This window comes from Streptomyces sp. NPDC047974 (assembly GCF_040653375.1).
Classification (GTDB): domain Bacteria; phylum Actinomycetota; class Actinomycetes; order Streptomycetales; family Streptomycetaceae; genus Streptomyces.
Window position 1 is genome coordinate 407,978 of the sequence record NZ_JBEZNU010000002.1, and the last position, 23,859, is coordinate 431,836.

Annotated in this window: 19 protein-coding genes; 14 read left to right on the forward strand and 5 right to left on the reverse strand. The window is 76.9% G+C overall.

What is annotated here, in order from left to right; all coding sequences use genetic code 11:
* Window positions 1–27 precede the first annotated feature (27 nt).
* On the forward strand, window positions 28–2,961 hold the full coding sequence (locus AB0E19_RS04965) for an AAA family ATPase (RefSeq protein WP_362173369.1): 2,934 nt from the start codon (window positions 28–30) through the stop codon (window positions 2,959–2,961).
* A 203-nt stretch (window positions 2,962–3,164) separates the two neighbouring features.
* Window positions 3,165–5,024: a BTAD domain-containing putative transcriptional regulator gene (locus AB0E19_RS04970; protein WP_362173372.1), complete on the forward strand. Its 1,860-nt coding sequence runs from the start codon at window positions 3,165–3,167 to the stop codon at window positions 5,022–5,024.
* On the opposite strand, the gene AB0E19_RS04975 is transcribed toward AB0E19_RS04970, so the two are convergent.
* The 5 genes from AB0E19_RS04975 to AB0E19_RS04995 all read right to left on the reverse strand — a co-directional run bounded on the left by AB0E19_RS04975 (window position 5,011) and on the right by AB0E19_RS04995 (window position 9,852).
* Window positions 5,011–6,351 carry an MFS transporter gene (locus tag AB0E19_RS04975; RefSeq protein ID WP_362173375.1) on the reverse strand — a complete coding sequence of 447 codons (1,341 nt, stop codon included), beginning with the start codon at window positions 6,349–6,351 and terminating at the stop codon, window positions 5,011–5,013. The two genes, AB0E19_RS04970 and AB0E19_RS04975, sit on opposite strands and share 14 nt — an antisense overlap.
* Window positions 6,352–6,401: 50 nt before the next feature.
* A complete protein-coding gene (locus tag AB0E19_RS04980) occupies window positions 6,402–7,199 on the reverse strand; it encodes a methyltransferase domain-containing protein (RefSeq protein WP_362173378.1) in 798 nt (265 codons plus the stop codon).
* A gap of 66 nt (window positions 7,200–7,265) precedes the next feature.
* A complete protein-coding gene (locus tag AB0E19_RS04985; RefSeq protein WP_362173381.1) occupies window positions 7,266–8,411 on the reverse strand; it encodes a glycosyltransferase in 1,146 nt (381 codons plus the stop codon).
* A gap of 13 nt (window positions 8,412–8,424) precedes the next feature.
* Window positions 8,425–9,615: a radical SAM protein gene (locus AB0E19_RS04990; protein WP_362173383.1), complete on the reverse strand. Its 1,191-nt coding sequence runs from the start codon at window positions 9,613–9,615 to the stop codon at window positions 8,425–8,427.
* Between the two features lie 93 nt (window positions 9,616–9,708).
* The gene (locus AB0E19_RS04995; protein WP_169091883.1) at window positions 9,709–9,852 is read right to left on the reverse strand and encodes a hypothetical protein; all 144 of its coding nucleotides are present in this window, start codon (window positions 9,850–9,852) and stop codon (window positions 9,709–9,711) included.
* Between the two features lie 404 nt (window positions 9,853–10,256).
* Here AB0E19_RS04995 and AB0E19_RS05000 point away from each other — a divergent pair, with 404 nt between their 5' ends.
* From AB0E19_RS05000 to AB0E19_RS05055, 12 genes are all read left to right on the forward strand, one after another.
* On the forward strand, window positions 10,257–11,438 hold the full coding sequence (locus AB0E19_RS05000) for a radical SAM protein (protein WP_362173387.1): 1,182 nt from the start codon (window positions 10,257–10,259) through the stop codon (window positions 11,436–11,438).
* A gap of 101 nt (window positions 11,439–11,539) precedes the next feature.
* Window positions 11,540–12,244, forward strand: coding sequence for an iron-containing redox enzyme family protein (locus AB0E19_RS05005; protein ID WP_362173797.1), 705 nt, complete (start codon window positions 11,540–11,542; stop codon window positions 12,242–12,244).
* On the forward strand, window positions 12,241–12,441 hold the full coding sequence (locus AB0E19_RS05010) for an aroma-sacti cluster domain-containing protein (RefSeq protein ID WP_362173390.1): 201 nt from the start codon (window positions 12,241–12,243) through the stop codon (window positions 12,439–12,441). Before AB0E19_RS05005 ends, AB0E19_RS05010 begins: the two co-directional genes overlap by 4 nt.
* A 171-nt stretch (window positions 12,442–12,612) precedes the next feature.
* Window positions 12,613–16,239, forward strand: coding sequence for an adenylate/guanylate cyclase domain-containing protein (locus AB0E19_RS05015; RefSeq protein ID WP_362173393.1), 3,627 nt, complete (start codon window positions 12,613–12,615; stop codon window positions 16,237–16,239).
* The gene (locus AB0E19_RS05020) at window positions 16,236–17,114 is read left to right on the forward strand and encodes a S8 family serine peptidase (RefSeq protein ID WP_362173395.1); all 879 of its coding nucleotides are present in this window, start codon (window positions 16,236–16,238) and stop codon (window positions 17,112–17,114) included. The genes AB0E19_RS05015 and AB0E19_RS05020 overlap by 4 nt, the downstream gene beginning before the upstream one ends.
* Window positions 17,098–17,691 (forward strand): GAF domain-containing protein, encoded by a 594-nt coding sequence (locus AB0E19_RS05025; protein ID WP_362173398.1) that lies wholly within the window; start codon window positions 17,098–17,100, stop codon window positions 17,689–17,691. Before AB0E19_RS05020 ends, AB0E19_RS05025 begins: the two co-directional genes overlap by 17 nt.
* Before the next feature lie 144 nt (window positions 17,692–17,835).
* Window positions 17,836–18,549 carry a DUF2470 domain-containing protein gene (locus AB0E19_RS05030; RefSeq protein WP_362173401.1) on the forward strand — a complete coding sequence of 238 codons (714 nt, stop codon included), beginning with the start codon at window positions 17,836–17,838 and terminating at the stop codon, window positions 18,547–18,549.
* Between the two features lie 35 nt (window positions 18,550–18,584).
* Window positions 18,585–19,382, forward strand: a complete 798-nt coding sequence (locus AB0E19_RS05035) for an ABC transporter permease (protein WP_362173404.1) — start codon at window positions 18,585–18,587, stop codon at window positions 19,380–19,382.
* Between the two features lie 89 nt (window positions 19,383–19,471).
* Complete coding sequence (gene argC, locus AB0E19_RS05040) at window positions 19,472–20,506, forward strand: N-acetyl-gamma-glutamyl-phosphate reductase (protein ID WP_362173407.1); 1,035 nt, start codon at window positions 19,472–19,474, stop codon at window positions 20,504–20,506.
* A 115-nt stretch (window positions 20,507–20,621) separates the two neighbouring features.
* Window positions 20,622–21,773, forward strand: coding sequence for a bifunctional glutamate N-acetyltransferase/amino-acid acetyltransferase ArgJ (gene argJ, locus AB0E19_RS05045; RefSeq protein ID WP_362173410.1), 1,152 nt, complete (start codon window positions 20,622–20,624; stop codon window positions 21,771–21,773).
* 11 nt (window positions 21,774–21,784) lie between these two features.
* Window positions 21,785–22,663: an acetylglutamate kinase gene (gene argB / locus AB0E19_RS05050; protein ID WP_362173413.1), complete on the forward strand. Its 879-nt coding sequence runs from the start codon at window positions 21,785–21,787 to the stop codon at window positions 22,661–22,663.
* Window positions 22,660–23,847: an acetylornithine transaminase gene (locus AB0E19_RS05055; RefSeq protein ID WP_362173416.1), complete on the forward strand. Its 1,188-nt coding sequence runs from the start codon at window positions 22,660–22,662 to the stop codon at window positions 23,845–23,847. Before argB ends, AB0E19_RS05055 begins: the two co-directional genes overlap by 4 nt.
* Window positions 23,848–23,859: the final 12 nt, after the last annotated feature.

A 23,859-nucleotide genomic window follows, 5' to 3' on the forward strand; every position in this document is an offset into this window, starting at 1 on the left:
GGGGAGAAGATCAAGTAGTTTGTGCGCATGCGTGCGACGTCTTCGGTCATCGTAGGGCGGGACTCCGAGATCGGGCTTCTGGGCCGTGCTCTGGACGGCGCCGCGCGGGGTTCGGGGAGCGCGGTGTTCCTCGTGGGCGAGGCGGGGATCGGGAAGTCCCGGCTGGCCGGGGAGTGCGCCTTCCGCGCCTACGGCCTCGACATGCCGGTGCTGCGCGGGCGCGCCACCTCGACCGGGCTCGTCGTCCCCTTCCGTCCGCTGGCCGAGGCGCTGTCCTCGCGCTTCCGGGCGGCGGGGACGCCCGACGACGCCGAACTGCTGCCCTACCGGCCCGCGTTGGCGAGCCTCGTGCCCGAGTGGCGGGGCGGCGCGGCGCCGGGCTATCCGGACTCGCTGATCGAGCTGGCCGAGGCGCTCCTCCGGCTCCTGTCGGTGCTCGGCCGGGAGCGGGGCTGCGTGATCCTCCTGGAGGACCTGCACGACGCCGACACCGAGACGGTCGCGGTGGTGGAGTACCTGGCCGACAACGTCGCGGGGTTACCGGTGCTCCTGGTGGCCACGCTCCGGCCGGACCCCGGCCCCGCCCTGGACCTGGCGCACGCCGCGGAGCTGCGCGGCAGCGCCTCGGCGCGGGAGCTGGGTCCGCTGGGGGACGAGGCGGTACGGGACATGATCGCCGCGTGTCTGGACACGGGGCGGGGCGAGGTGCCGCAGGCGGCGCACCGGCTGCTGTCCGAGCGGGCGGGCGGGAACCCGTACGTCCTGGAGGTGCTGCTCGCCGACCTGCTCGACACGGGGCGGCTCGGCCGGACCGACGAGGGGTGGCGGCTCGCCGAGCGCTTCGATCCCACCGTGCCCACGGGCATCGTGCGCAGCTGGGCGCGCCGGCTCGCCCGTCTCGACGAGCCGGTGCGGACGCTGCTGCTGACCGCGGCCACCCTCGGCGGGCGGTTCTCCGTCAGCGCGCTGAAGGACGTGACCGGCTTCGACGACCGGTCGCTCTTCGCGCATCTGCGCTCGGCCTCGGAGGCCGGGATCATCACCCCGGACGGGGCCGCGTACGACCAGTACACCTTCCGTCATGTGCTGACGGCGGAGGCGCTGCGGGCGACGCTGCCGCCCGCCGAACAGGCCGCGCTGGCCCGGCAGGCCGCCGAGGTGCTCGAAGGCCTCGGCGATCCCGGGAGGGAACTGTCAGACGAGACGCGCCAGTTGGTGGCGTCGCTGCGGCTCGCGGCCGGTGACGGGCCGGCGGCCGCCCGTCAACTGGAGCTGGTCGGGCGCCATATGCTCGCCGCCGGCGCGGCCGGTTCGGCGGTGGTGCTGCTCGAACGGGCCCGGAAGCTGGCGGCCGACGACGGGCGGGACGCCGTCACGGTCTCGCTCGCCGTCGCGCAGGCCCAGTGCGGGCAGCTCGACGCGGCCCGCGCCCTCCTCGACGACCTCGCGCCGGTGCCCGTGGGCTCGCCGGCCTCCGAGGCGCGGGCGGAGGCGCTGGTGGAGGTCGCCTGGGTCGCGACGATGGCGGAGCAGCGGGAGGAGGCGCTCGCGCTGACGCGGGCCGCCCGGGCCCTGCTGGGGCAGGCGCCGCTGCCGGTGCACGAGGCGGCGCTCGCGGTGGTCGAGGGGCATCTGACGCTGCTGCCCGGCCAGGCGGGGCGCGAGGAACTCGCGGAGACGGAACGTTCCGCCAGACGGGCCGCGCTGATCGCCGAGGAGCACCGGACCCCCGTCGTGGCCTGCCGGGCCTGGCAGTTGCTGGCCCTGCTCTCCCGCGAGCGGGGCTTCGACGAGGCCGACGCCTGCCTCGAACGCATGCTGGCCGTCTCCGAGGAGCACCGCCTCCCGGTCTGGCGCGCCGAGGCCCTCGTCCGCCTCGGCGCCAACGCCTTCATGCGGTCCGGTGAGGCGACCCGCCTCGAAACGGCCCGCTCGGCCGCCCGGGAACTGGGCTCGCTCGCCCTCCTCCAGCACATCGACGGCATGCTGGCGATGCAGGCCGTGCTGGGCGGCCGTTGGGAGCGCGCCACGGAGATCGTCGAGCAGTCGGTCGAGGCGAGCGTCCGGGTCCGCAACCACGCCGCCCACCGCTATCTGCTGCTGGTGCGCGCCACCTCCGCCGCGCACCAGGGGCGCTCCCGCGAGCGGGACCAGGCGCTGACGCGGCTGCGCCGCGCGGGCGGCGAGGAGTCGATGCTCGTCCCCCTCCAGCGCGGCCTCTGCCAGGCGATGGGGGCGCTCATGGAGGAGGACCGGGACCGGGCGCTGGCCGAACTCGACGCCGCGCTGGCCTGGGAGCGGGCGCATCCCAGCTTCTTCTACCTGAGCGGACGGTACGGGCTCCGCCCGCTGCTGCGCGTCCTGAGCGGCGCGGACGACCGGGCCGCGTACCGGGAGACGCTGGCCTCCCCGGGCGCGGCGCTCGCCTGGAACCGGGTCTTCCTGGGAATGGCGGACGCCGTGCTCCTCGGCCGGGAGAAGGACCGGGCGGGCGCGCTGCGGGCCGTGCGCGCCGCCGGGGAGGCGGCGCGGGCCTTCCCCCAGGCCTGGCACCTGGCCCTGCGGCTGACCGCCGAGGCCGCGCTCGCCGACGGCTGGGGCGAGCCGGTGGCCTGGCTCCGGACGGCCGAGGAGTACTTCTACGGCGCGGGCGTCCAGCCGGTCGCGGCGGCCTGCCGGGCCGCGCTGCGGCAGGCGGGCGTGACCGTCTCGCAGCGCCGGGGCGGCCGCGAGCGCATTCCGGCCGGGCTCCGCGAGGTCGGCGTGACCCCGCGCGAGCACGAGGTCTTCGTGCTGCTCGCCGAACGGCCGGGCAACCAGGAGATCGCCCGGCGGCTGCACATCTCCCCGCGCACGGTGGAGAAGCACCTCGCGAGCCTCCTCGCGAAGACCGGCCGCGCCGACCGCGCCGCCCTCTGCGCCCTGTCCGCCGAGACCGCCGAGAGCGCCGCGCAGGACTGAACCGCCGGACGCGGCATGGGGGCCCGGGGCGCACGGAGGTGGGGGACGCCGCGGGAATGTGGGGGCTCGGCGCGGGCGGATGGGGTTCCGTGCCGGGAGAGTACGGGTCCGGCACCGATGCGCGGGGGTGCGGTGAGGCCCGAGCATCGAGGGACGACGACCGGCCCCGCCGGCTTCCCACCACCCCAGGGAGGGTCCGCTCCATGCCGCCACTCCACGCGCCCGCGCCCGGCCCGGGCGCCGTCCGCTTCTCCGTCCTCGGACCGCTGTCGGCGCACCACGGCCCCCGGGAGCTGCCCCTCGGGCCGCTGAAGCAGCGGGTGGTGCTCGCGACGCTGCTCGGCAGCCCCAACACCCCGGTGTCCGTGGAGGCGCTGACGGACGCCGTCTGGCCGGAGGCGCCCCCGCGCACCGCGCGGAAGAACCTCCAGGTGTACGTCAGCGCCCTGCGCGCGCTGCTGCCCCCGGAGCCCGCCGGTCCCGAGGGCGGCCGGGAGCGGATCGCGCACACCGCGGGCGGTTACGCGCTGCGGGTGGCCGAGGAGGAGCTGGACGCGCTGCGGTTCCGCTCCCTGGTGCGGGCCGCCGAGGGCCGGCCGCCGCGGACCGCCGCCCGGCTGCTGCGCCGGGCCCTCGACCTGTGGCAGGGACCGCCGCTGGGCGGGCTGCGCGGGTCGCCGCGGCTCGCCGAGGAGGCCGAGCGGCTGGAACTGCGGCACCTGACGGTCTACGAGGACTGGGCCGAGGCGGAGCTGGAGCTCGGCGGGGCGCCGGGGCTCGTCGAGGGGCTGCGCGACCTCGTCGAGCGGCATCCGCTGCGCGAGCGGCTCCGGGCGGCCTGGATGTCCGCGCTGGGCGCCTCCGGCCGGCAGGCCGAGGCGCTGGCCGTGTACGACGACTACCGCCAGCTGCTCGCCCGCGAGCTCGGCCTGGAACCGGGCGGGGCGATGACCGCCCGCTACCGGGCGATCCTGACCGGCGAGACCGGCGGCACGGCGGGCGGCGGAGGTCCCCGGTCCGCGCGCCGCGGCGCCGGGGCGGTACTGCCGCCGGACATCGGCGACTTCACCGGGCACGACGAGGAGCTCCGGGAGCTGCTCGACGCGCTCGCCGACGACGGCCGCGGCACCGGCCGCGGCGGGGCGGTGCTCCTCACCGGGCCCGCCGGTGCGGGCAAGACCGCCCTGGCGGTGCGGGCCGGGCACCTGCTCGCCGACCAGTTCGAGGACGGACGGTTCCTGGTGGCGATGCGGGACGGCGACGGCGTGCCCCGCCCGCTCGACGCCGTCCTGGCCGAACTGTCCCTCCTGGCCGGGGCGTCGGCCCCCGGCCTGCCGCCCGCCGAGGCCTGGCGGGCGTGGCTCGCCGAACACCGGGCCCTGGTGGTCCTCGACGACGTGCCCGACGAGGAGGCCGTACGGCCCCTGATCTCCTGGGCCGGGCAGGGCCGGGTGCTGCTCACCGCGCGCGGCCCGCTCGGCGGTCTGGCGCCGGTGCACCGCGTCGACGTGCCGCCGCTCGATGCCGAGGGCGCCCTGGAGCTCCTCGGCGGGATCGTCGGCCGGGCCCGCGTCCGCGCCGACCGGGAGGCCGCGCTGCGGATCGTCCGGGCCTGCGGCCTGCTGCCGCTGGCGGTGAGGGTGAGCGGGAGCCGCCTCGCCGTGCTGCGGCACATGCCGCTGCGGGAGTTCGCGGACCGGCTGGCGGATCCCGCCGGGGCGCTCGACGAGCTGACGGCCGGGGACGTCTCCGTGCGGCGGCGGCTCGGACGGCACTGGGACGAGCTGCCGCCGGGAGGCGGCCGGGACGCGGAACGGCTGGCCGCCCGCACGCCCGAGGGACCGTTCACCCTGCCGGAGGCGGCGGGCGCGCTCGGCCTGGACGAGGGCGCGGCCCTCCGCGCGGTGGAGACCCTCATCGGCGCGGGCCTGCTGACCTCCCCCCGCAGCGAGGTCAGCGCGCACACCGCGCTCTACGAACTCCCCCCTCTGGTGCGGCTGTTCGCCCGGGAGCGGGCGGCCGGGACCGGAGCCGTACGGAGCGCGCTGCTCACCCGGGGGTGAGCGGCCCGCGGCGGGACGGCCCGCCGGGGGGCACGGTCCGCGCCTCGACGGCGCCGTCGGGGCCGTCCCCGTCCTCCGTTCCGTCCCCGTCCTCCGGTCCGTCTTCGCCGTCGGGTCCGTCGGCGCTGAGCGTGTCGAGGTCGGTGCGCAGGCGGCGGCTCGCCAGAAGCAGCAGGAGCATCACGGCGAGCGGTGCGGCGAGGACCAGCGAGGCGGTCTCGGCCCCGGAGCCGGAGATGAGGAAGCCGGTCGCGCCCGGCCCCGCCCAGGCGATGGAGACGGCGAGCATGGTCGTGGCGGTCGAGATGCGGCCCTGGAGGTGGGCCGGGGAGTCCAGCATCACGGAGAGCGAGACCAGCGCCCCGATCAGGGGCAGCGCGAAGACCAGGGCGAAGACGGCGAGGACCGTGACGACCTGGTGGCCGGTGGCGGTCAGGGGGATGAGGAACAGCCAGGTCCCGCAGACGGTGCCGATCACCGCCGACGGGCGCAGCCGCCGCAGCACCCACCCGGCGCAGAAGCCGCCCGCGATGCCGCCGAGTCCGGCGGCGGTGAGCACGACGCCGGCCGAGACGGGCCGGGCGCCGAGGTCCGAGGCCTCGACGGCGGCGAGCAGTTCGACGGCGCGGCCGAGGAGGTTGAGGTAGGCGACGAAGCCGATGAGGACGAGGAGCGGCCGGCGGCGCACCACCCACCGGATGCCCCGGGTCAGTTCGCCGCCCGTGGTGCGCAGGCCGCGGGGTTTGGCGGGGCCTTCGGGCGCCGGCGGCGAGGTGTACCGGATGCGGGAGACGAGCCCGAAGGAGAGCAGGTACGACAGGCCGTCGAGGAGGAAGACGAGGGGGGCGCCGAAGCCCAGCAGGACGCCGCCGAGCGGGGGCCCGGCGGCGATGGCCACATTGGTGCGGACGATGTTGGTGGTGACCGCCTCGCGCCGGCGGTCCCGGGGCACGATCTGGCGGATCACCCCGCCCTCGGCCGGGGAGAACACCGTCGACAGGACGGCGGTGAGCGCCCCCGTCACCATCGCCAGGGCGGTGCCGAAGCGTCCCGTGGCCAGGGCCAGGGCCAGGATCAGGGCGAGGACCGCGCGCGCCGCGTCGCAGAACATCATCAGCCGCCGGCGGTCGACGGTGTCCGCGATGAGCCCGCCGGGCAGTTTGGCGATCAGCTCGGCGATGCCGATGGCGGTGGCCACGAGGCCCGCGTCGACCGGGGAGCGCGTCGTGACCAGGATCGCCATCGGCAGGGCGAGCGCGGCCATCTCCCCGGCCGTGCAGGAGAGGGCCTGGCTCGTCCACAGCAGTGTGAAGTTCCGGTTGATCATGGGATCTTCTCCGGTTCGGGGCGGCGCGCGGCGCGGCGCGTGCGCGGGGGTCAGTCCGTGCGCGGCTTGACGGCGGCGTAGAGGCCCTTGGTGTGGACGGCCTCGTCGACGGTGTCCGCGAGCGTGCCGGAGATGTGCAGTCCGTGGCGGGCCACGAGCCGCAGGCCCGCGGCGTCGAGGAGCTCGGCGAGCCGGTCCTGCCCGTGGTGGGACTGGTGGTGGTCGACGGTGTCGCGGCTCCACCGCCCGGGGTCGCCGGGCAGCTCGCGGAAGACGTCCATGGTGAGCCGGTAGCGGCCGTGCGCGTCCAGGTGCCGGCCGCGGAGGAGGGCGAACAGGCCGTCGTCCTCCATGACGTGCGGCTCGGTCATCAGGTCGTACCCGTGGGACGTGTTGGCGTCGAAGACGAGCACCGCGCCGGGGGCCATGACGGCCGAGAGGGCGGCGAACGCCTCGGCCACGTGGTCGGGTTCGACGAGGTAGTTGACGATGTCGCTCATGCAGAGCACGACGTCGTACGGGCCTTCGCCGGGCGCGGGGCGGCGGATGTCGTGGACGTGGAAGTCGACGTCGGTGTCCGCGTGCCGGGTCCGGGCGATGTCGATCATCGAGGAGCTGATGTCGAAGCCGGTGACCCGGTAGCCGCGGTCGGCGAAGAGGACGCTGCTCCGGCCGGTGCCGCAGCCGGCGTCGAGGAGCCGGCGGCCGGGCGGGTCGGCGCGCTTGATCAGGTCCTCCAGGACGGCGGCGAAGACCTCGTAGTCGTCGTGGCGGGTGAGCGAGTCGTAGAAGGGCGCGGTCAGGTCGTAGGCGACGGCGGCGTGGTCGGCGGGCGTGGTGGTGGCCACGGGGCGGTTCCTTCCGTGCGGTGGACGGGACTTCGGGGGACGGCGGCCGGCGCGGGCCCGGGCGGGTCAGCGGCAGGCGTCCTCGACGGCCTGCGCGGCGGCCGACTCGCTCTTGCTCTGGTCGAGCGCGTCCGCCGTCCGCGCGGCGCGTGCGGCCGTCGCGCGGTCCGCGGCGGCGGCCCGCAGCAGCGCGTCGCCGGGCGCGGCGCGGTCGAGCGGGGCGGCGACGCCGGCGCGCAGGCAGGCGGCGGCGAGGACGCGCTGCTCGCCGCCGTTCGGCGAGACGAGCAGCGGACGCCGGTGGCGCAGCGCGCCGAGCACGGGCGCGCTGGTGCCGTTGGTGACGACGAGGTCCGCCCGGTCGAGGAAGGGGCCCATCCACGGCCGGCGCACGACGGTGACGTCGGCGGTCGCGGCGAGGCCGGTGAGGCCGTACGGGTCGCCGTGGCGGCCGGTCTCGCTGCGGCCGGTCTCCACGAGGGCCTGGAACTCCCCGCCGGCGAAGGTGCGCCCGATCCAGGGCCACAGGCTCTCGCCGCCGAAGACGCGGCCGAGGTGGACGTAGACCACGGGCTTGCCGGTCCGGTCCAGGCGCGCGCGGAGCCCGGCGTCGGCGGCCTCGTCGGCCGGCGGCTCCCACCAGCACGGCCCCACGTGCCGTACGCCCTCCGGGAGTTCGGCCCCGGGCGGCTCCAGACCGGGGTGGCCGCGCAGCAGGAACCGGGTGCCGAGCAGCGCCCGCTGCCCGTCGGGTCCGGTGCCGGGCAGGCCGAGTGCGGCGCGCAGCGTCCGGTACACGTCGAGGGCGCCGTCGAGGCGCCAGCCGCGGTCCTCGGCATCGCCCGGGCCGGGGCCGTCGCGGTACGGCCACAGGTGGCAGGCGAGGCCCAGGACGACGACGGGAAGGTCCAGCGTCTCGGCGGCGGCGAGCGCGCCGACGCACAGGACGGAGGTCACCAGGACGTCCGGCCGGGCGGTCCGGGCGGCCTGGAGGATCCGGTGGTACTGGTCCTCCCCGGCCCGGAACCACCGGCCGACGGCGAAGGCCTCGCCCGGTTCGAGGACGTCGAGGCCTTCCCGCTCGGCCGCCCGGGCGGCCGGCCCGGTGGACAGCAGGGTGACGGCGTGCCCCCTGCGGTGCGCCTCCAGGGCGACGGCCGTCGCCGGGTACAGGTACCCGGGGTCGGACAGCGGGCAGAACAGCGCCCTCACGGCGCGCCCGCCGTCACCGCGCACCCGCCGGTTCCGGGGCCGTACCGGGGGCGCCGGCCGTCCGGCGGCGACGCTCGCGCAGCAGCTCCATGAGGCCGACGGCGATCCGGTCGGCGAAGCCGGCGGTGCCCGAACCGGACTCCCCGGCGGCGAACTCGGAGCAGCTGACCCAGGCGTGGTCCGGGTAGTCGCCGTAGCCCCCGTCGAGGGTGCCGACCTCGTATCCGGGCTTGCCGATCGTCTCCCAGCAGCTGTAGAGGGTGCCGTCGGCGTTGACGACCGCGCCCGTCGTGCCGTCCCGTTCGGTGCAGAAGCCGCAGGCTCCCCGGCCGGGCCAGCCGACCTCGAAGCCGAGGTCGAGGGCGGTGGCGTAGCCGCGCAGCACCGCGGTGAGCTCGGCGTCCGTGTTGCCGATGCCGGCGTCGTACAGGCCCGCGTAGTTGAGGACGGGCGCGACGTCGAAGACGCAGCGGGAGGCGTCGAGCCGCTCGGCGAGGTGCGCGGCCAGCTCCGGCAGCCGGGGCAGCACCTCGGCCGTGGTGTTGACCCGGAGGGTGAAGCGCAGGTCGGTGGTCCGCTGGGCGGCGGCGAGGTTGTCGACGATCCGGTCGAAGGTGCCGCGGCCCGCGCGGGTGGTGCGCAGCCCGTCGTGGAGTTCGCGCGGCCCGTCGAGGGTGATCTGCGCGGACCGCAGGCCGAGGGCGCCGAGGTCGCGGGCGAGGGCCGGGGTGAGCAGGACTCCGTTGGTGACCATCGAGGCGGTGAGCGGCGCCTGCCGTCCGAGGCGGGTGAGCAGTGCGCGGCAGGCGGCGGGGTTGAGGAGCGGTTCGCCGCCGAAGAGCAGCACGAAGAGCCGGTCGAGTCCGGCCCGCTCCATCCTGGTGCCGGTGAAGTCCGCGATCCGTTCGATGGTCGCGTCGTCGAGGACGGCGCGCGGGATGCGGGGCGGGTCGAAGCGGCCGGGGGCGGCCGGCGCGGTGTTCTGGAAGCAGTACGGGCAGCCGAGGTTGCAGTCGGTGGCCGTGACGACCGTCAGGCTGTAGCGGCTGCGCGGGCGCTGCTCGGCGATGCCGGCCCGGACGACCTCGGCGTGCCCCTGCTCGGTCAGCCGCCCGTCCACCGCGTACGCGAACGGCAGCAGCAGGGTCCCGCCGGCGCCCTGGCACCACACTCCGGACTGTCCCTGAAGGACGCGCAGGGTCATGTCCACCTCCTCATCTCCGGGAGCTACGGGGGACGAGGCCGGCCCGTCGGGGAAGACCCACCGGGCCGGCCTGATCAAGGAGTGCCGCAGGCGTCAGGCCTGGACTTCCTTGTCGTAGACACCGCAGATGATCTCGGCGGCGTCGTCGAACGCCTCCGGGGCGGTGGCGTTCTCGCCGACCATGCTGTGGGCCTCGACCTCGGGGGTCTCCTCGGTCGGCTGCGTGTTCTCGGACATGGCTGTCTCCATCCGTCGAGAGTCGGTCGGGTCGGTTGACCCGGGTGGGCCGGTCGACCCGGTTGCGCCGGTTGAGCGTCGCGCGCCGCTTGAGCCTCGCGCTCCGGTCGGCGGCGGGCTCTCGCCTGCCGTCGCCGAGAAAGTTAGGACGGCCGGCCCCGGGGACGCCCCGGCGCCGGTATGGCCTCGGTATGGCGCCAGCGCACGGCGCCGCCGGACCGCGTCCGCGCCGCCGCGGCGGCCCCGCGGAACCCGGCCGGCCTGCGGGCATACCGATGGCGAACCGTCCCCGGGGCGCCGCCCTACCGCCCCGCGCGAGGCTGGGCGGGCCCCCGCGGGCGGCCCTCCACGGCCCGCACGGCCTTCCACGGCCCCGCGGGCCCACGTCGCCGTAGGGAGGCCCGATGGAACTCGCCGAACTGATCGGCCTGCGTCCCGTGCCCGCCGCCGGGCTGCTGCTCACGCTCACCCGGCAGTGCCCCCTGCGCTGCGCGCACTGCTCGACCGGCTCCGCGCCCGAGACCCGCGAGCGGCCGGAGCCGGGCCTGCTGCGGCGCTTCGTCGCCTCCTTCGGCCCGGACGACCGGCCCGAGGTCATGATGCTGACCGGTGGCGAACCGCTCCTCCTCCCCCGCCTGGTGGCCGACCTCAGCGCGTCCGCGCGCGCGGCGGGGACCCGGACGGCGGTGCTCAGCGGCATGTTCTTCGCCCGCGCGGGGACCCGGCCCGCGTCCGCGTCCGGGGCCGGGTCCGGTGTCGTACCGGCCTCCGTCCTGCGGGCCCTCGCCTCGGTGGACCACTTCTCGGCCAGCCTGGACGTCCACCACGAGCGGGAGGTGCCGCGCTCCGCCGTCTTCCGCGCGCTGCGGGAGATCCGGGAGGCGGGCCCCGCCGTCAGCCTCCACCTCACCGGGGACGGCCCCGACGACCCCTACCTCGCCGACGTCACCCGCGCGATCGACCGGGAGTTCGACGGTACAGTCCCGGCGCTGGTCAACGAGGTGCGCGCGGTCGGCAGGGCGGCGTCCTGGGCGGGCCCGGCCCGCCCGGCACGGTACCGGGCCGCCGCCGCGCCCCCGGCGCCCTGCGCGATGGCGGCCTGGCCGGTGGTGGCCTTCGACGGCACGGTCCTCGCCTGCTGCAACCAGGAGGTCGTGGACCGGCGGCCCGCCCCGGCCCATCTGACGCTCGGCCACCTCGCGCACGACGACTGGGCCGCCGTGCGCGCCCGGACCCTGGGCTCACCGCTGCTCCGCCTGGTCCGCGCGATGGGCGCCCCCGCGCTGCGCGAGCGCCATCTGCCGGACGCGGCTCCGGCGGCCTCCCCGTGCACCGAGTGCCGGGGGTTCGCCGACCGCCCCGAGGTCGCCGCCGGCGCGGCGGCCGACGCCTCCGGCCCGGCGGGCGCGCTCCTCGACCTCACGGTCGCCCGGCGGCGCGCCGAGCGGGGCCCGGTGGAACTCGTACGCCACTACGGCTGCGCCCCCTACGCCCCCTGGGTACTCCCCCGGACCTCCCGCCCCGCCGGGCCCGTTCCCCTCGGTGCCTCCGGGCAGGGCCCGACGACGGCGGAGGCGTCCCTGTGACCGGCACCGGCACCGGCACCGGAACCGCCGCCCCGTCGTCCACCCTTTCTTCCTCCCCCTCGTCCGTCCCCTCGTCCTCCCCGCCGTCCGCCTCGGACCGCCTGCGGGCGCGGCTCGCGCTCGCCGAGCCGGCGCTGCGCGGGGCGGCGGGCGCGCTGTGGCGGCCCGAGGGGCTCCGGGAGCGGTACCTCGCCTACCTCCACGCCATGCACACCGTCATCCGCGCCTCCGTCCCGCTGCTGCTGCGGGCCGCCGGGCGGGCCCGGGCGCTGGCCGGGGAGGGCGATCCGCTCGGCGGACCGCTCGCCGACCACCTGGAGCACCATGCCCGGGAGGAGGCGGGGCACGACGCCTGGCTGCTCCGGGACCTGGCGGCCGCCGGGGAGGACCCCGGTGCCTTCCTCGGCTCCGTGCCGCCGCCGGACGCCGCCGCGCTGGCCGGCGCCCAGTACTACTGGATCGAGCACCACCACCCGGTGGCCCTGCTCGGCTACGTGGCCGTCCTGGAGGGCCACGCCCCCGAGCCGGATCTCGTCCCGTACCTCGCCGGGCACACCGGCCTGCCGGCCGCCGCCTTCCGTACCGTCCGCGCCCACGCCCGGCTCGACACCGGGCACGTGGCCGAGGTGTACGCCCTCCTCGACGCCCTGCCGCTCGGCCGTGCGCACGAGTCCGCCGTGACGGTCAGCGCACTGCACACCCTGGACGCGCTCACCCGGTTGTTCGTCCGGCTCGGGCGCCCCGCCCCGGCGGTCCTGCCGGGACGGGAGACCGGACGGTCCGCTCCGACGAGAGGTCTTCCATGAGAGAGCCACCCGACATGCTCGACACGCTGTACCGCGCGGGCTTCGCCATCGATCTGCTCACCGAGGAGCAGCGGCAGGTGCTGACCGAGCTGACGCCCGAGGAACTCGCCGTCCTGCTCGACGTCAAGGACCGGCTGGACGCGCTGGGGCCCGAGGTCGAGGCCCACGGCGAGTTCGCCGGCGGCGCCCTGTTCTGAGACGCGCCACGCGCGACGCGTCACGGTGTCCGTCCGCGCCGGTCCGGCCGGCGGCCGGCAGCCCGTAGCCGGCCGGACGGTCCGTGCCCACCCCGGCCCACCGGCCGGTGCGCGGCCCCGCGACGCGGGTCGCGCACCGGCCCCGACGGGCCCCGCCGGAAGGAAGACCCGATGCCCTGCCCGACCTGCCGTCAGGCCCTGCCCCCCGAGGCCAGGTTCTGCGCGAACTGCGGGACCGCCCGGCCCGCGCCCCTGGTGGGCCCCGAGGACGAGCGCAAGCCGGTGACGGTGCTCTTCTGCGACCTGGTCGGCTCCACGGCGCTCTCCGGGACGCTCGACCCCGAGACGCTGCGCGTGGTCACCCTGCGGTACTTCGGGCTGATGAGCGAACAGATCGAGGTGCGGGGCGGCACGCCGGAGAAGTTCATCGGGGACGCGGTGATGGCGGTGTTCGGCGTGCCCACCGTCCAGGAGGACGACGCCCGCCGGGCGCTCGGCGCGGCCCTCGGCATGCGGGAGGCGCTCGCGGGGCTCAACGCCGAGCTGGAGGCGACGCTCGGGATCCGGCTGAACATCCGCATCGGCGTCAACACCGGCCAGGTCGTCGCCGCGGCGCGTTCCACCGCCCGGCAGGCGCTGGTGTCGGGCGAGACGGTCAACGTCGCCGCCCGGCTCGAACAGAACGCCGCGCCCGGGGAGATCCTGGTCGGCCCGGAGACCCTCCTCGCGGCGGGCCCCACGGCGGTGGTCGAGGAGGTCGGCCCGCTCGCGCTGCACGGCAAGACCGAGCCGGTACGGGCCCACCGGCTGCTCGCGCTCGGCACGGACGACCCCGAGCTGCTGCGCCGCTTCGACGTGCCGTTCATCGGCCGCGAAGCCGAGCGGGCCGCCCTCGACCGGGCCCTCGACGACACCGAGGCCGGCGCCGCGGCGCTGCTGCTGGTCGGCGAGGCGGGGGTGGGGAAGACCCGGCTGGTACGGGAGTGGCGCGACGACCGCCTCGCCCGGGGCCCGCTCGCCCACGGCTCCGGCCGGTGCCGCAGCTACGGCGAACACGGCAGCCTGACGCCGCTGGCCGACGCGGTCCGCGAGATCCTGGCGAGCGTGCCGGGGCCACCGGACGAGGCCCCGCACCCCACCGCGCCGCCGGCGTGGGCGACCGGGGGCCACCTCGCGTACGACGCCCCGACGGCCGTGGCCGCCCCGGCGGACCACCCGCCGCAGGGCGTCCCGACGGCGTCGCGGGCGACCGGGGGCCTCTTCCCGTACGACACCCCGACGACGTCACCCGCCTCCACGGACCGTCACACGCGCAGCACCCCGACGGCGGCGCAGGCGACCGGGGGCCTCTTCCCGTACGACACCCCGACGACGTCACCCGCCTCCACGGACCGTCACACGCGCAGCACCCCGACGGTCGTCGCCGCCCCGGCGGACCACCCGCCGCACGGCGTCCCGGCGGCGGCCCCCGCCCCCGCGAACCACCCCCCGCGCGGCACCTCGACGCGCCCTCTCCCGTACGGCACCGTCACGGCCCTGCCCGCCGCCGCGGACCGCCACCGGCGGGGCGGTCCGGTGGCGTCGGGCGCGCCCGTGGACCGTCCGCCGCGCGGTGCCCCGGCGGCCGCGGCCGACGGCCGGCCCCCGCGGGACGCGCTGGCGCTGTTGCGGAACGGTCTGCTGCGGGACGGGACGCCGAACGCCTCGCTGGAGGACCTGTGCGCGGCGCTCGCCGTGGTGCTGCGGTGGGCGGCGCGGAGCCGGCCGGTGCTGCTCGTGCTCGACGACTGGCAGTGGGCCGCGCCGCTCCTCGTGCGGACCCTGGACCGGCTGCACGCGCTGCTCGGCCGCACCCGGGTCCTGACCGTCCGTCTGGTCCGTCCCGACGGCGCCGCCCCGCCCCCAGGGCAGCACGGGGACCGGGTGGAGACGCTGCGTCTGTCCGGGCTGCCCGGACCCGAGACGGCACGGCTCGCCCGCGAGCTGGCGGGCGCGGACGCGGACGTTCCGCCGCCGGAGCTGGTCGCCCGGGCCGAGGGCAACCCGCTCTTCCTGGAGCAGCTGTTGGTCCCCCAGGGCGCGGAGGGGGAGGCGGAGCGGTACCTGCCGCCGACCCTCCAGGCACTGCTCGGGGCGAGGATCGGCGCGCTGGACCCGGTCGAGCGGACGGTGCTCGACCTGGCGTCGGTGGTCGGGCGGGAGTTCACCAGCGCCGACCTGGTCCGGCTGCACGCGACGGCGCGGGCCGCCGCGGGGGCCCCGGCGGACGTCGACGGCGGGGTCGTCGGGACGCTGGCCCGGCTCGGGCGGCGGCGGCTCGTCGAGCCGTCGCCCGGCAAGCCGGGGCTGCACCGTTTCAGCGGCGGTCTGGTCCACGAGGTCGCCTACGCCTCGCTGTCCAAGCGCGCCAAGGCGGACCGCCACGAGTGGGCGGCGGAGCTGCCGAGCGTCCTGGCCGCGGGCCCCGGCGCGGTCGGCGGCCATCTGGAGCGCGCCCACCGCTACCGCGTGGAGCTCGGCCTCCTGGACGAGCGGACCGCGCGGCTCGGGGAGCGCGCCGCCGAGGCGCTGGGCGAGGCCGGCGCGCAGGCGCTCTCCCGGTCCGACCTGCACTGGGCGGAGAGCCTGCTGCGGCGGGCCGTGGAGCTGCTCGCGCCCGGCGCGCCGGCCCGGCTGTCGGCCCTGCGCCGGCTCGGCGAGGTGCGCCTGGCGCAGGGGCAGGCCGACGAGGGCGCGGCGCTGCTGCGCGAGGTGCTCGACGCGGACGGTCCGGCCGTCGAGTCCGCGCACGCCCGCCTCGCGCTCGCGGTCCTCGACCCGGCGGGCGGCGGCGTGGTGGCGACGGCCCGCCGGGTGCTGCCGGTCTTCGAGGCGGCGGCGGACTCCGTCGGCCAGGCCCGGGCCCGGCTGCGGCTCGCCCAGCAGCTGCAGCAGGCCGGCCGGCACGCGGAGGCCGACCGCGACCTCGTACGGGCGCTCGCGCACGCCGCCGAGGCGGAGGCGGAACCGGAGCGGGCCGCCACCCTGGGCGCGATCGGCGTCTCGCTGTGGCGCGGCCCGGAGCCGGTGGAGACGGCGCTGGCCCGGTGCCGGGCGCTGCTCGCCGAGCACGGCACCGGCCGGCCCACCGTGCGCGTCACCCTCAACTGCCCGCTCGCGGTGCTGTACGCGCTCCGGGGCCGCCCCGCCGACGCGCGGGCGGCGTTCGCGGAGGCGGAGCGGCTCGCGGCGGAGCTGGACTACGCGGAGGTCGGCGTGTTCCTGCCGGTCTTCCGGGCGACCGCGGAGGCGCTGCTCGGCCACCGGGGGCGGGCGCTGGCCCTGCTCGGGGAGGCCGACGCGACGGCGGCCGCGCTGGGGGCCGCCGGCTTCCGCCAGGCGATCGCCCTGGACGCGGCCCGGCTGGCCCTGGACATGAACCGGCGGGTGTCGGCCGAGCGCTGGCTCGACGGTCTGGCGGACGGGCGGCGGCTGCCGCGCGCGGACGTGGTGGAGCTGGCCGGGCTCCGGGCCCGGCTCGCCGCCCGCGGCGGTGACGCCGAGGAGGCCCGGCGGCAGGCGGACACGGCCGTGCGGACCGCCGAGCTCACCGACTCCCCCCTGGTCCGGGCCACCGCGGCCCTGGACCGGGCCCGCACCCTGGCGGCCCTCGGACTGCCGGGCGAGGCCGGGCAGTCGGCGTGGTCGGCGGTGGAACGGTTCACGGACAAGGGCCACGCGCGCGGTGCGCGCGAGGCGCGACGCTTCCTGGCGGGCCTCACGGGCGCCGGGACGGACGAGAGGAGCGGGCGCCGATGACGACGGCCGACACCGCGCGGGGCGGCGGCCTCACCTGGAGCCTGCGGGGCCGCGGCCCCGACGACGTACCGGTGGAGGCGGACCTCGGTCCGGCGCCTTCCGGTCCGGCGGTGACCGGGACGGGACGGGGGGTGCGGGTGTGCGTCGTCGACTCCGGAGTCGAGCGCGACCACCCGGACGTCGGCCCCGTGCAGGGCTCGTGGGTGGTGGTCAAGGACCCGGCGGGCGACGCCGTCGAGGTCCGGCCCACGGACACCGGGGACAGCTGCGGCCACGGCACCGCGTGCGCGGGGATCATCCGCCGCACGGCGCCGGAGTGCGAGCTGTACAGCGTCCGGGTCCTCGGCGAGCGCTTCTCCGGAACGGGCGACGTCATGCTCGCCGGTCTGCGCTGGGCGGTCGAGCAGGGCTTCGACCTGGTGAACCTGAGCCTGTCCACCACCCGGGCGCGCTTCGCCGAGGAGCTCCACCGGCTGGCCGACCACGCCTACTTCTCCCGGACGGTGATCGTCGCCTCCGCGCACAACTCGCCCGTGGAGAGCTTCCCCTGGCGGTTCGCCTCGGTCGTCTCCGTCGGCAGCCACCAGGAGGACGACCCCGGGCTGCACCTCTACAACCCGTCGCCGCCGGTGGAGTTCTTCGCCCCGGGGCAGAACGTGACCGTCCCGTGGCTGGGCGGCCGCTCCATCCGCACCACCGGGAACAGCTTCGCGACCCCGTACATCACCGGGCTGTGCGCCCGCATCCTCTCGGCCCACCCGAGGATGACGGCCTTCCAGCTCAAGAACGCCCTGTACCTCTCCGCGGCCAATGTGCGCACGGCGCCGCGGGGTCCCGTCCCGGCAGGAGAGGCCCGCCATGAACACTCGCACTGATCCCCCGCTGGACGCGCTGCGCCGCGATCTGCTCCAGTCCGTGGTCGACGTCGCCCGGGCGATCTTCGGCGCGGCGGCCGGCTCGGTGTTCCTGCTCGACGAGGACGCCGACGAGCTGGTCTTCCAGGCGGTCTCCGGCCAGGGCGAGGAGTTCCTGGTGGGCCGCCGCTTCCCGGCGGGGCGCGGCATCGCCGGCTGGGTGGCGGCCTCCGGGGAGCCGATGGTGGTGGACGACCTGGCGACCAGCGCCTCCTTCGACCGGGAGCTGGCCGAGTCCACCGCGTACGTGCCGAACGCGCTGATGGCCGCCCCGCTGATCAGCGACGGCCGGGTACTGGGCGTCCTGGAGGTCCTCGATCCGTCGCCGCAGGCGCGTTCCGGGCTCCAGGAGCTGGACCTGCTCGCGATGTTCGCCCGCCAGGCCGCCGCGGCCCTGCGCATGGCCGCCCTCGCCGACGGCGCGTACGCGTCCCGGGCCGACGCCGCCCGGCCCGCGTCGGCCCTGGGGGCGGGCCATCGCGCGGACGCCCTGCGGCTCCTGGGCGATCTGGAGCGGCTGCTGCGCGAGCCCTCCTGACGGTCCGTCGGCCCGGGCGATCGCCGGCTCGCCCGGCCGGGACGGCTGCGCGCCGCGCACCGGATCGGGGCTTCCACCCCACCCCGATTGCGGTTAGGTTAGGCTTGCCTAAGTAGCTGCCTCCGCGACGCCCCTGGAGTACCCATGCGCCTCCACACCACCCGCACCACCCGCGCCACGGGTCCGACGCCCGCCGAGCGGATGCGGTCGATCATCACGGTGGCCCACTCCATGACCGTCGTCGCCGACGGCCGGCGCCACGAGATCCACAGCCTCGACGGCGCGGCCGCGATGGGCCGCATCCACCTCCACGAGCCCTCCGACGACCTCGGTTCCGGCGACCGGACGCCCCGCGTCCCGATCCGCGTGGAGCTCACCGACATCGCGCCCGCGCCCGTACGCGACCGGCTGCGCGCCCGCGTGACCCTCACGGGTCTCGTGGCGGCCCCGTACCTCGCGGAGACCGACGGGAGCACCTGCGTACAGCTCGGCCAGGCCGTCCTCGAAGACGCCGGGGGCCGCGCGTACGTCCCCCTGGCCCAGCTGGAGACAGCGGAGACCGACCCCCTCGCGGGCTGCGAGGCGGCCATGCTGCACCACCTCTCCGCCGACCATCCCGATCTGGTCACCCGGCTGCTGCGCCTCGCCGATCCGGGCCTCACGCACGGCCTCGAACGCGCCCTGCCCCTCGCGATCGACCGCTACGGCATCACCCTGCGCCTCGAACACGCCACCACGCACCACGACGTACGGCTGCCGTTCCCCACCGCGATCACCGAGGTCGACCAGGTCGGGCTCCAGATCCACGCCGTCCTGACGGCCGCCCGGCGGGCCGCCCACTCCCACCTGTCCGCCTGAGCGAGGCCGCCCGCCCCGCGGGGTAGCGATGTCGCATGCCTCTCGCCGCCGAAACCCTGCTGCCCGTCGACTCGTCGCTCGCCGTGGCCCTCGTCGTCCTGCTCCTCGTGGCCACCGGGGCGGTGGCGCTGTTCCGGCTGTCCCCGGACGGATCGGCCGGGCGGGCCCGCGAGATCGTGACGGCCGGGCTGCGGGCGGCGGCGCAGCTCGCCGTGGTGTCCGCGGTGATCGGCTGGGCCGTCCACCGCACCGCGGGACTGATCGGCTTCCTCCTCCTGATGCTCTCCGTCGCCACCCGCACCGCCGGCCGCCGCATCACCGGGAACGGGACCTGGTGGTGGGCGGCCCTGCCCATCGCGGCCCCGGTGGTGCCCACCGTCGCCGGGCTCGTCGCGGCGGGACTCCTGACCGTGCCCGGCATCGCCGTCATTCCGGTGGCCGGCATCCTCATCGGCGGCGCGCTGACCGCGACGGTCCTCGCCGGGCGCCGCGCGCTGGACGAACTCGACCAGCGGCACGGCGAGGTCGAGGCCGGTCTCGCGCTCGGCCTCCCGGAGCGGGAGGCGCGGCTCGAAGTGGCCCGCGCCGCCGCCTCGGACGCGCTGCTGCCCGCCCTGGACCAGACCCGCACCGTCGGCCTGGTGACGCTGCCGGGAGCCTTCGTCGGGATGCTCCTCGGCGGTGCCTCCCCCGTCACGGCCGGCGCGGTCCAGCTCTTCGTCCTCGTCGCCCTGCTCGCCGTCGAGGCGCTCGCCATCGCCCTGACCCTGGAACTCGCCGCCCGCGGCCGGATCCACCGCCACCCCGCGCGCGAGGTGGACGCGAGGGCGTGACACCGGACCCCAAGTAAGGTTAGCCTTACCTCAATTGGGGCGCCTCGCGGATGCGCCACCGGATCCCCCGACACAGGAGACGGACGAAGATGGCCTTACGGGTCGCGGTGGCCGGAGCCAGCGGCTACGCCGGCGGAGAGATCCTGCGCCTGCTCGCCTCGCACCCCGGGGTGGAGCTCGGCGCGGTGACCGGCCACGGCAGCGCCGGCCGGAGGCTCGGCGAGGTACAGCCCCAGCTGGACGGCCTCGCCGACCGGCTCCTGGAGGAGACGACGGCGGCCGTGCTGCGCGGCCACGACGTGGTCTTCCTCGCCCTGCCGCACGGCCGTTCGGGCTCGCTGGCCGGCGCGTTGGACCCGTCCACCCTGGTCGTGGACTGCGGGGCGGACTTCCGCCTGCGCGATCCGGCCGACTGGCAGCGGTTCTACGGCACCGAGCACGCGGGCACCTGGCCGTACGGCCTGCCGGAACTCCCCGGCGCCCGCGCGGAGTTGAAGGGAACCACCCGCGTCGCCGTGCCCGGCTGCTACCCGACCGCGGCCACCCTCGCGCTGTTCCCCGCCCACGCGGCACGGCTGGTGGAACCCGAGGCCGTGATCGTCGCGGCCAGTGGCACGTCCGGAGCCGGCCGGTCGCTCCGGCCCCACCTCCTCGGCTCCGAGGTGATGGGCTCGATGAGCCCGTACGGGGTCGGCGGCGGCCACCGGCACACACCCGAGCTGACGCAGAACCTCTCCCGGGTCGCCGGCGAACGCGTGACCGTCTCCTTCACCCCGACGCTCGCCCCCATGCCGCGCGGCATCCTCGCCACCTGCTCGGCCCGGCTCCGGGCGGACGCGCCGGTGCGCGAGGAGGAGGTGCGCGCGGTCTTCGAAGCGGCCTACGCCGACGAGCCGTTCGTCCGGCTGCTGCCACCCGGCCGGTGGCCCTCCACGGCCTCGGTGACCGGATCCAACACGGCGCACGTGCAGGTCGCCGTGGACCCCGCGGCGCACCGGCTCGTCTGCGTGAGCGCGATCGACAACCTGACCAAGGGCACCGCCGGTGGCGCGGTGCAGAGCATGAACGTCGCCCTCGGCCTGCCGGAACGGCTGGGCCTGCCCACGAACGGAGTGGCTCCGTGAGCCGGGGGCACCTCCCGGCGGTAGCCGGGGGAGCTCGCGCAGCCGCCGGTCCGCAGATGACAACGAAGCCCGCACCTCTGCGCTGCGCGGGCGGAGAAGCGAACGGAGAGGCACAGTGACCGTGACCGCTGCCCGGGGATTCCTTGCGAGCGGTGTCGCCGCCGGGATCAAGGAATCCGGTGATCCCGACCTCGCCCTGGTGGTGAACCAGGGCCCGTCCCGCGCCGCCGCCGGCGTCTTCACCTCCAACCGCGTCCAGGCGGCGCCCGTCCGCTGGTCCCGGCGCGTGCTCGCCGACGGCCGCGTCACCGCCGTCGTCCTCAACTCCGGTGGCGCCAACGCCTGTACGGGCCCGGCCGGTGTCTACGACGCCCGGACGATGGCGAAGCGCACGGCGGGCGCGACGGGCGGGGAGGCGGAGGAGGTCGCCGTCTGCTCCACCGGCCTGATCGGCGTCGGACTGCCCATGGACCGCGTCGTGTCCGGCATCGAGGCCGCGGCGCGCGCCCTGTCGTCCGACGGCGGCACGGACGCGGCCGTCGCCATCAGGACGACGGACTCGGTGCACAAGACCGCGGCCGTCTCCCGGTCCGGCTGGACGGTCGGCGGCATGGCGAAGGGCGCGGGCATGCTCGCGCCCGGGCTCGCCACCATGCTGGTGGTCCTCACCACGGACGCCGACGCGGACGGCGCGCTGCTCGACTCCGCGCTGCGCTCCGCCGTGCGCACGACCTTCGACCGGGTGGACTCGGACGGCTGCATGTCCACCAACGACACCGTGCTGCTGCTCGCCTCGGGAGCGTCGCGCACCGCCCCGGAGCCCCGGGAGTTCGCCGAGGCCGTGCACGCCGTCTGCCTCGACCTGGCACGGCAGCTGGTCGCGGACGCCGAAGGGGCGTCCAAGGAGATCGAGGTGGCGGTGGTCGGCGCCGCCTCGGAGCGGGACGCCGTGACGGTGGGCCGCTCGGTGGCGCGGAACAACCTGCTCAAGTGCGCGCTGCACGGCGAGGACCCCAACTGGGGCCGGGTGCTCTCGGCGATCGGCACGACCGACGCCGTCTTCGACCCCGACCGTCTCGACGTGGCCATCAACGGCGTCTGGGTCTGCCGGGACGGCGCGGCCGGGGAGCCGCGGGACGGGGTGGACCTGACGGGGCGCCGCGTCACCGTCACCGTCGACCTGCGCTCCGGTGACGAGTCGGCGGTCCTGTGGACCAACGACCTCACGGCCGAGTACGTCCACGAGAACAGCGCCTACAGCTCGTGAGCGGGGTCGGGGTGGAGACACGGCCGGACCTGCGCGAGGCCCTCCGGGGCCGCACGGTCGTGGTGAAGTTCGGCGGCAACGCCATGGTGGACGGGGCGCTCCTGGAGGCGTTCGCGCGCGACGTCGTGGAGCTGCGGCAGGCGGGCCTCCTGCCGGTCGTGGTGCACGGCGGCGGCCCGCAGATCAGCGCGATGCTCGACCGCCTCGGCCTGGAGGTCCGCTTCGAGGCGGGGATGAGGGTGACCACGCCGGAGACCATGGACGTGGTCCGGATGGTCCTGACCGGCCGGATCCAGCGGGAGCTCGTCGGCGTGCTCAACGCCCACGGCCGGTTCGCCGTGGGACTGTCGGGCGAGGACGCCGAGCTGCTGACGGCCGTACGGCGCCCGGCGTCGGTGGACGGGCGGCTCGTGGACATCGGCCTCGTGGGCGACATCGTGGCCGTGTCGCCGGAGACCGTGCGGGCGATGCTGGACGAGGGGCTCGTCCCGGTCGTCTCCCCGATCGCGCGCGGCACGGACGGCCAGGTGTACAACGTCAACGCCGACCTCGCCGCGTCCGCCCTGGCGGTCGCCCTCGGCGCCGACCGGCTCGTGGTGCTCACCGACGTCGACGGGCTGTACGCGGACTGGCCGCACGGCACCGAGGTGATCGAGCGTCTGACCGCCGCGGAGCTGGGCGTCCTGCTCCCGGGGCTCGCGAGCGGCATGGTGCCGAAGATGGAGGGCTGCCTGCGGGCCGTGCGGGCGGGCGTGGGCCGGGCCCAGGTCCTCGACGGGCGGCAGCCGCACGCGGTGCTGCACGGCCTGTTCTCGGCGGAGGCCCGGGGAACCACGATCGTCCCGGACGAGCCGGCCGCCGTCCCCGCCCGGCTGGAGGTCCGCCCGTGACCGCCGGTGCGTCCGCCCCGCTGACCGAGCGCTGGCAGGCCGTCATGATGGACACGTACGGCACGCCGCCGCTGGCCCTGGTGCGCGGCGAGGGCAGCCTGGTCTGGGACGAGGCGGGGCGCGTCTACACGGACTTCACCGGCGGGATCGCGGTGAACTCGCTGGGGCACGCCCATCCCGCCGTGGTGGCCGCGGTCTCCGCCCAGGTCGCCCGGCTCGGCCATGTGTCGAACCTGTACGTCTCCGAGCCGGCCGTCGCCCTCGCCGAGCGGCTGCTCGACCTGCTCGGGCGGCCGGGCCGGGTCTTCTTCGCCAACTCCGGCGCGGAGGCCGTCGAGGCCGCCTTCAAGATCGCCCGCAGGACCGGGCGGCCGCACGTCGTGGCGGCGCAGGGCGGCTTCCACGGCCGGACCCTGGGGGCGCTGGCCCTCACCGGCCAGCCGGCGAAGCGCGAGCCCTTCCTGCCGCTGCCCGGCGAGGTCTCGCACGTGCCGTACGGGGACGTGGCCGCCCTGCGCGCGGCCGTCACCGAGCGGACGGCCGCGGTGGTCGTCGAGCCGGTGCAGGGCGAGGCGGGCGTGGTGCCCGCGCCCGCGGGATACCTCCGGGCGGCGCGCGAGATCACCCGTGCGTCCGGGAGCCTCCTCGTGCTCGACGAGGTGCAGACCGGGGTCGGCCGCACCGGGCACTGGTTCGCCCACCAGGCGGTGGAGGACGTGGACCCGGACGTGGTGACGCTGGCGAAGGGGCTGGGCGGGGGGCTGCCGATCGGCGCCGCGGTCGCCTTCGGCCCGGCCGCCGCCCTGCTCGGCCCCGGGCAGCACGGCTCCACCTTCGGGGGGAACCCCGTGGCGTGCGCGGCCGCGCTGGCCGTCCTGGAGACCGTCGAGAAGGAGGGGCTCCTCCCCCATGCCGCCTGGCTCGGCGAACGGCTGAAGCACGGCATCGAGGCGCTCGGGCACCCTTCGGTCCACGAGGTGCGGGGAGCGGGGCTGCTCCTGGGCGTCGCGCTGACCGAGCCGGTCGCCGCGCGGGTCCAGCGGGCGGCCCAGGACGCCGGGTTCCTCGTGAACGCGGCCGGGCCCGGGGTCGTACGCCTGGCCCCCGCCCTGACGATCGGCGAGGACCGGGCGAGGGCGCTGACGGCGGCCCTCCCCGCGATCCTCGACGCCGCGCGTCCGTGACCACGGGCCCCT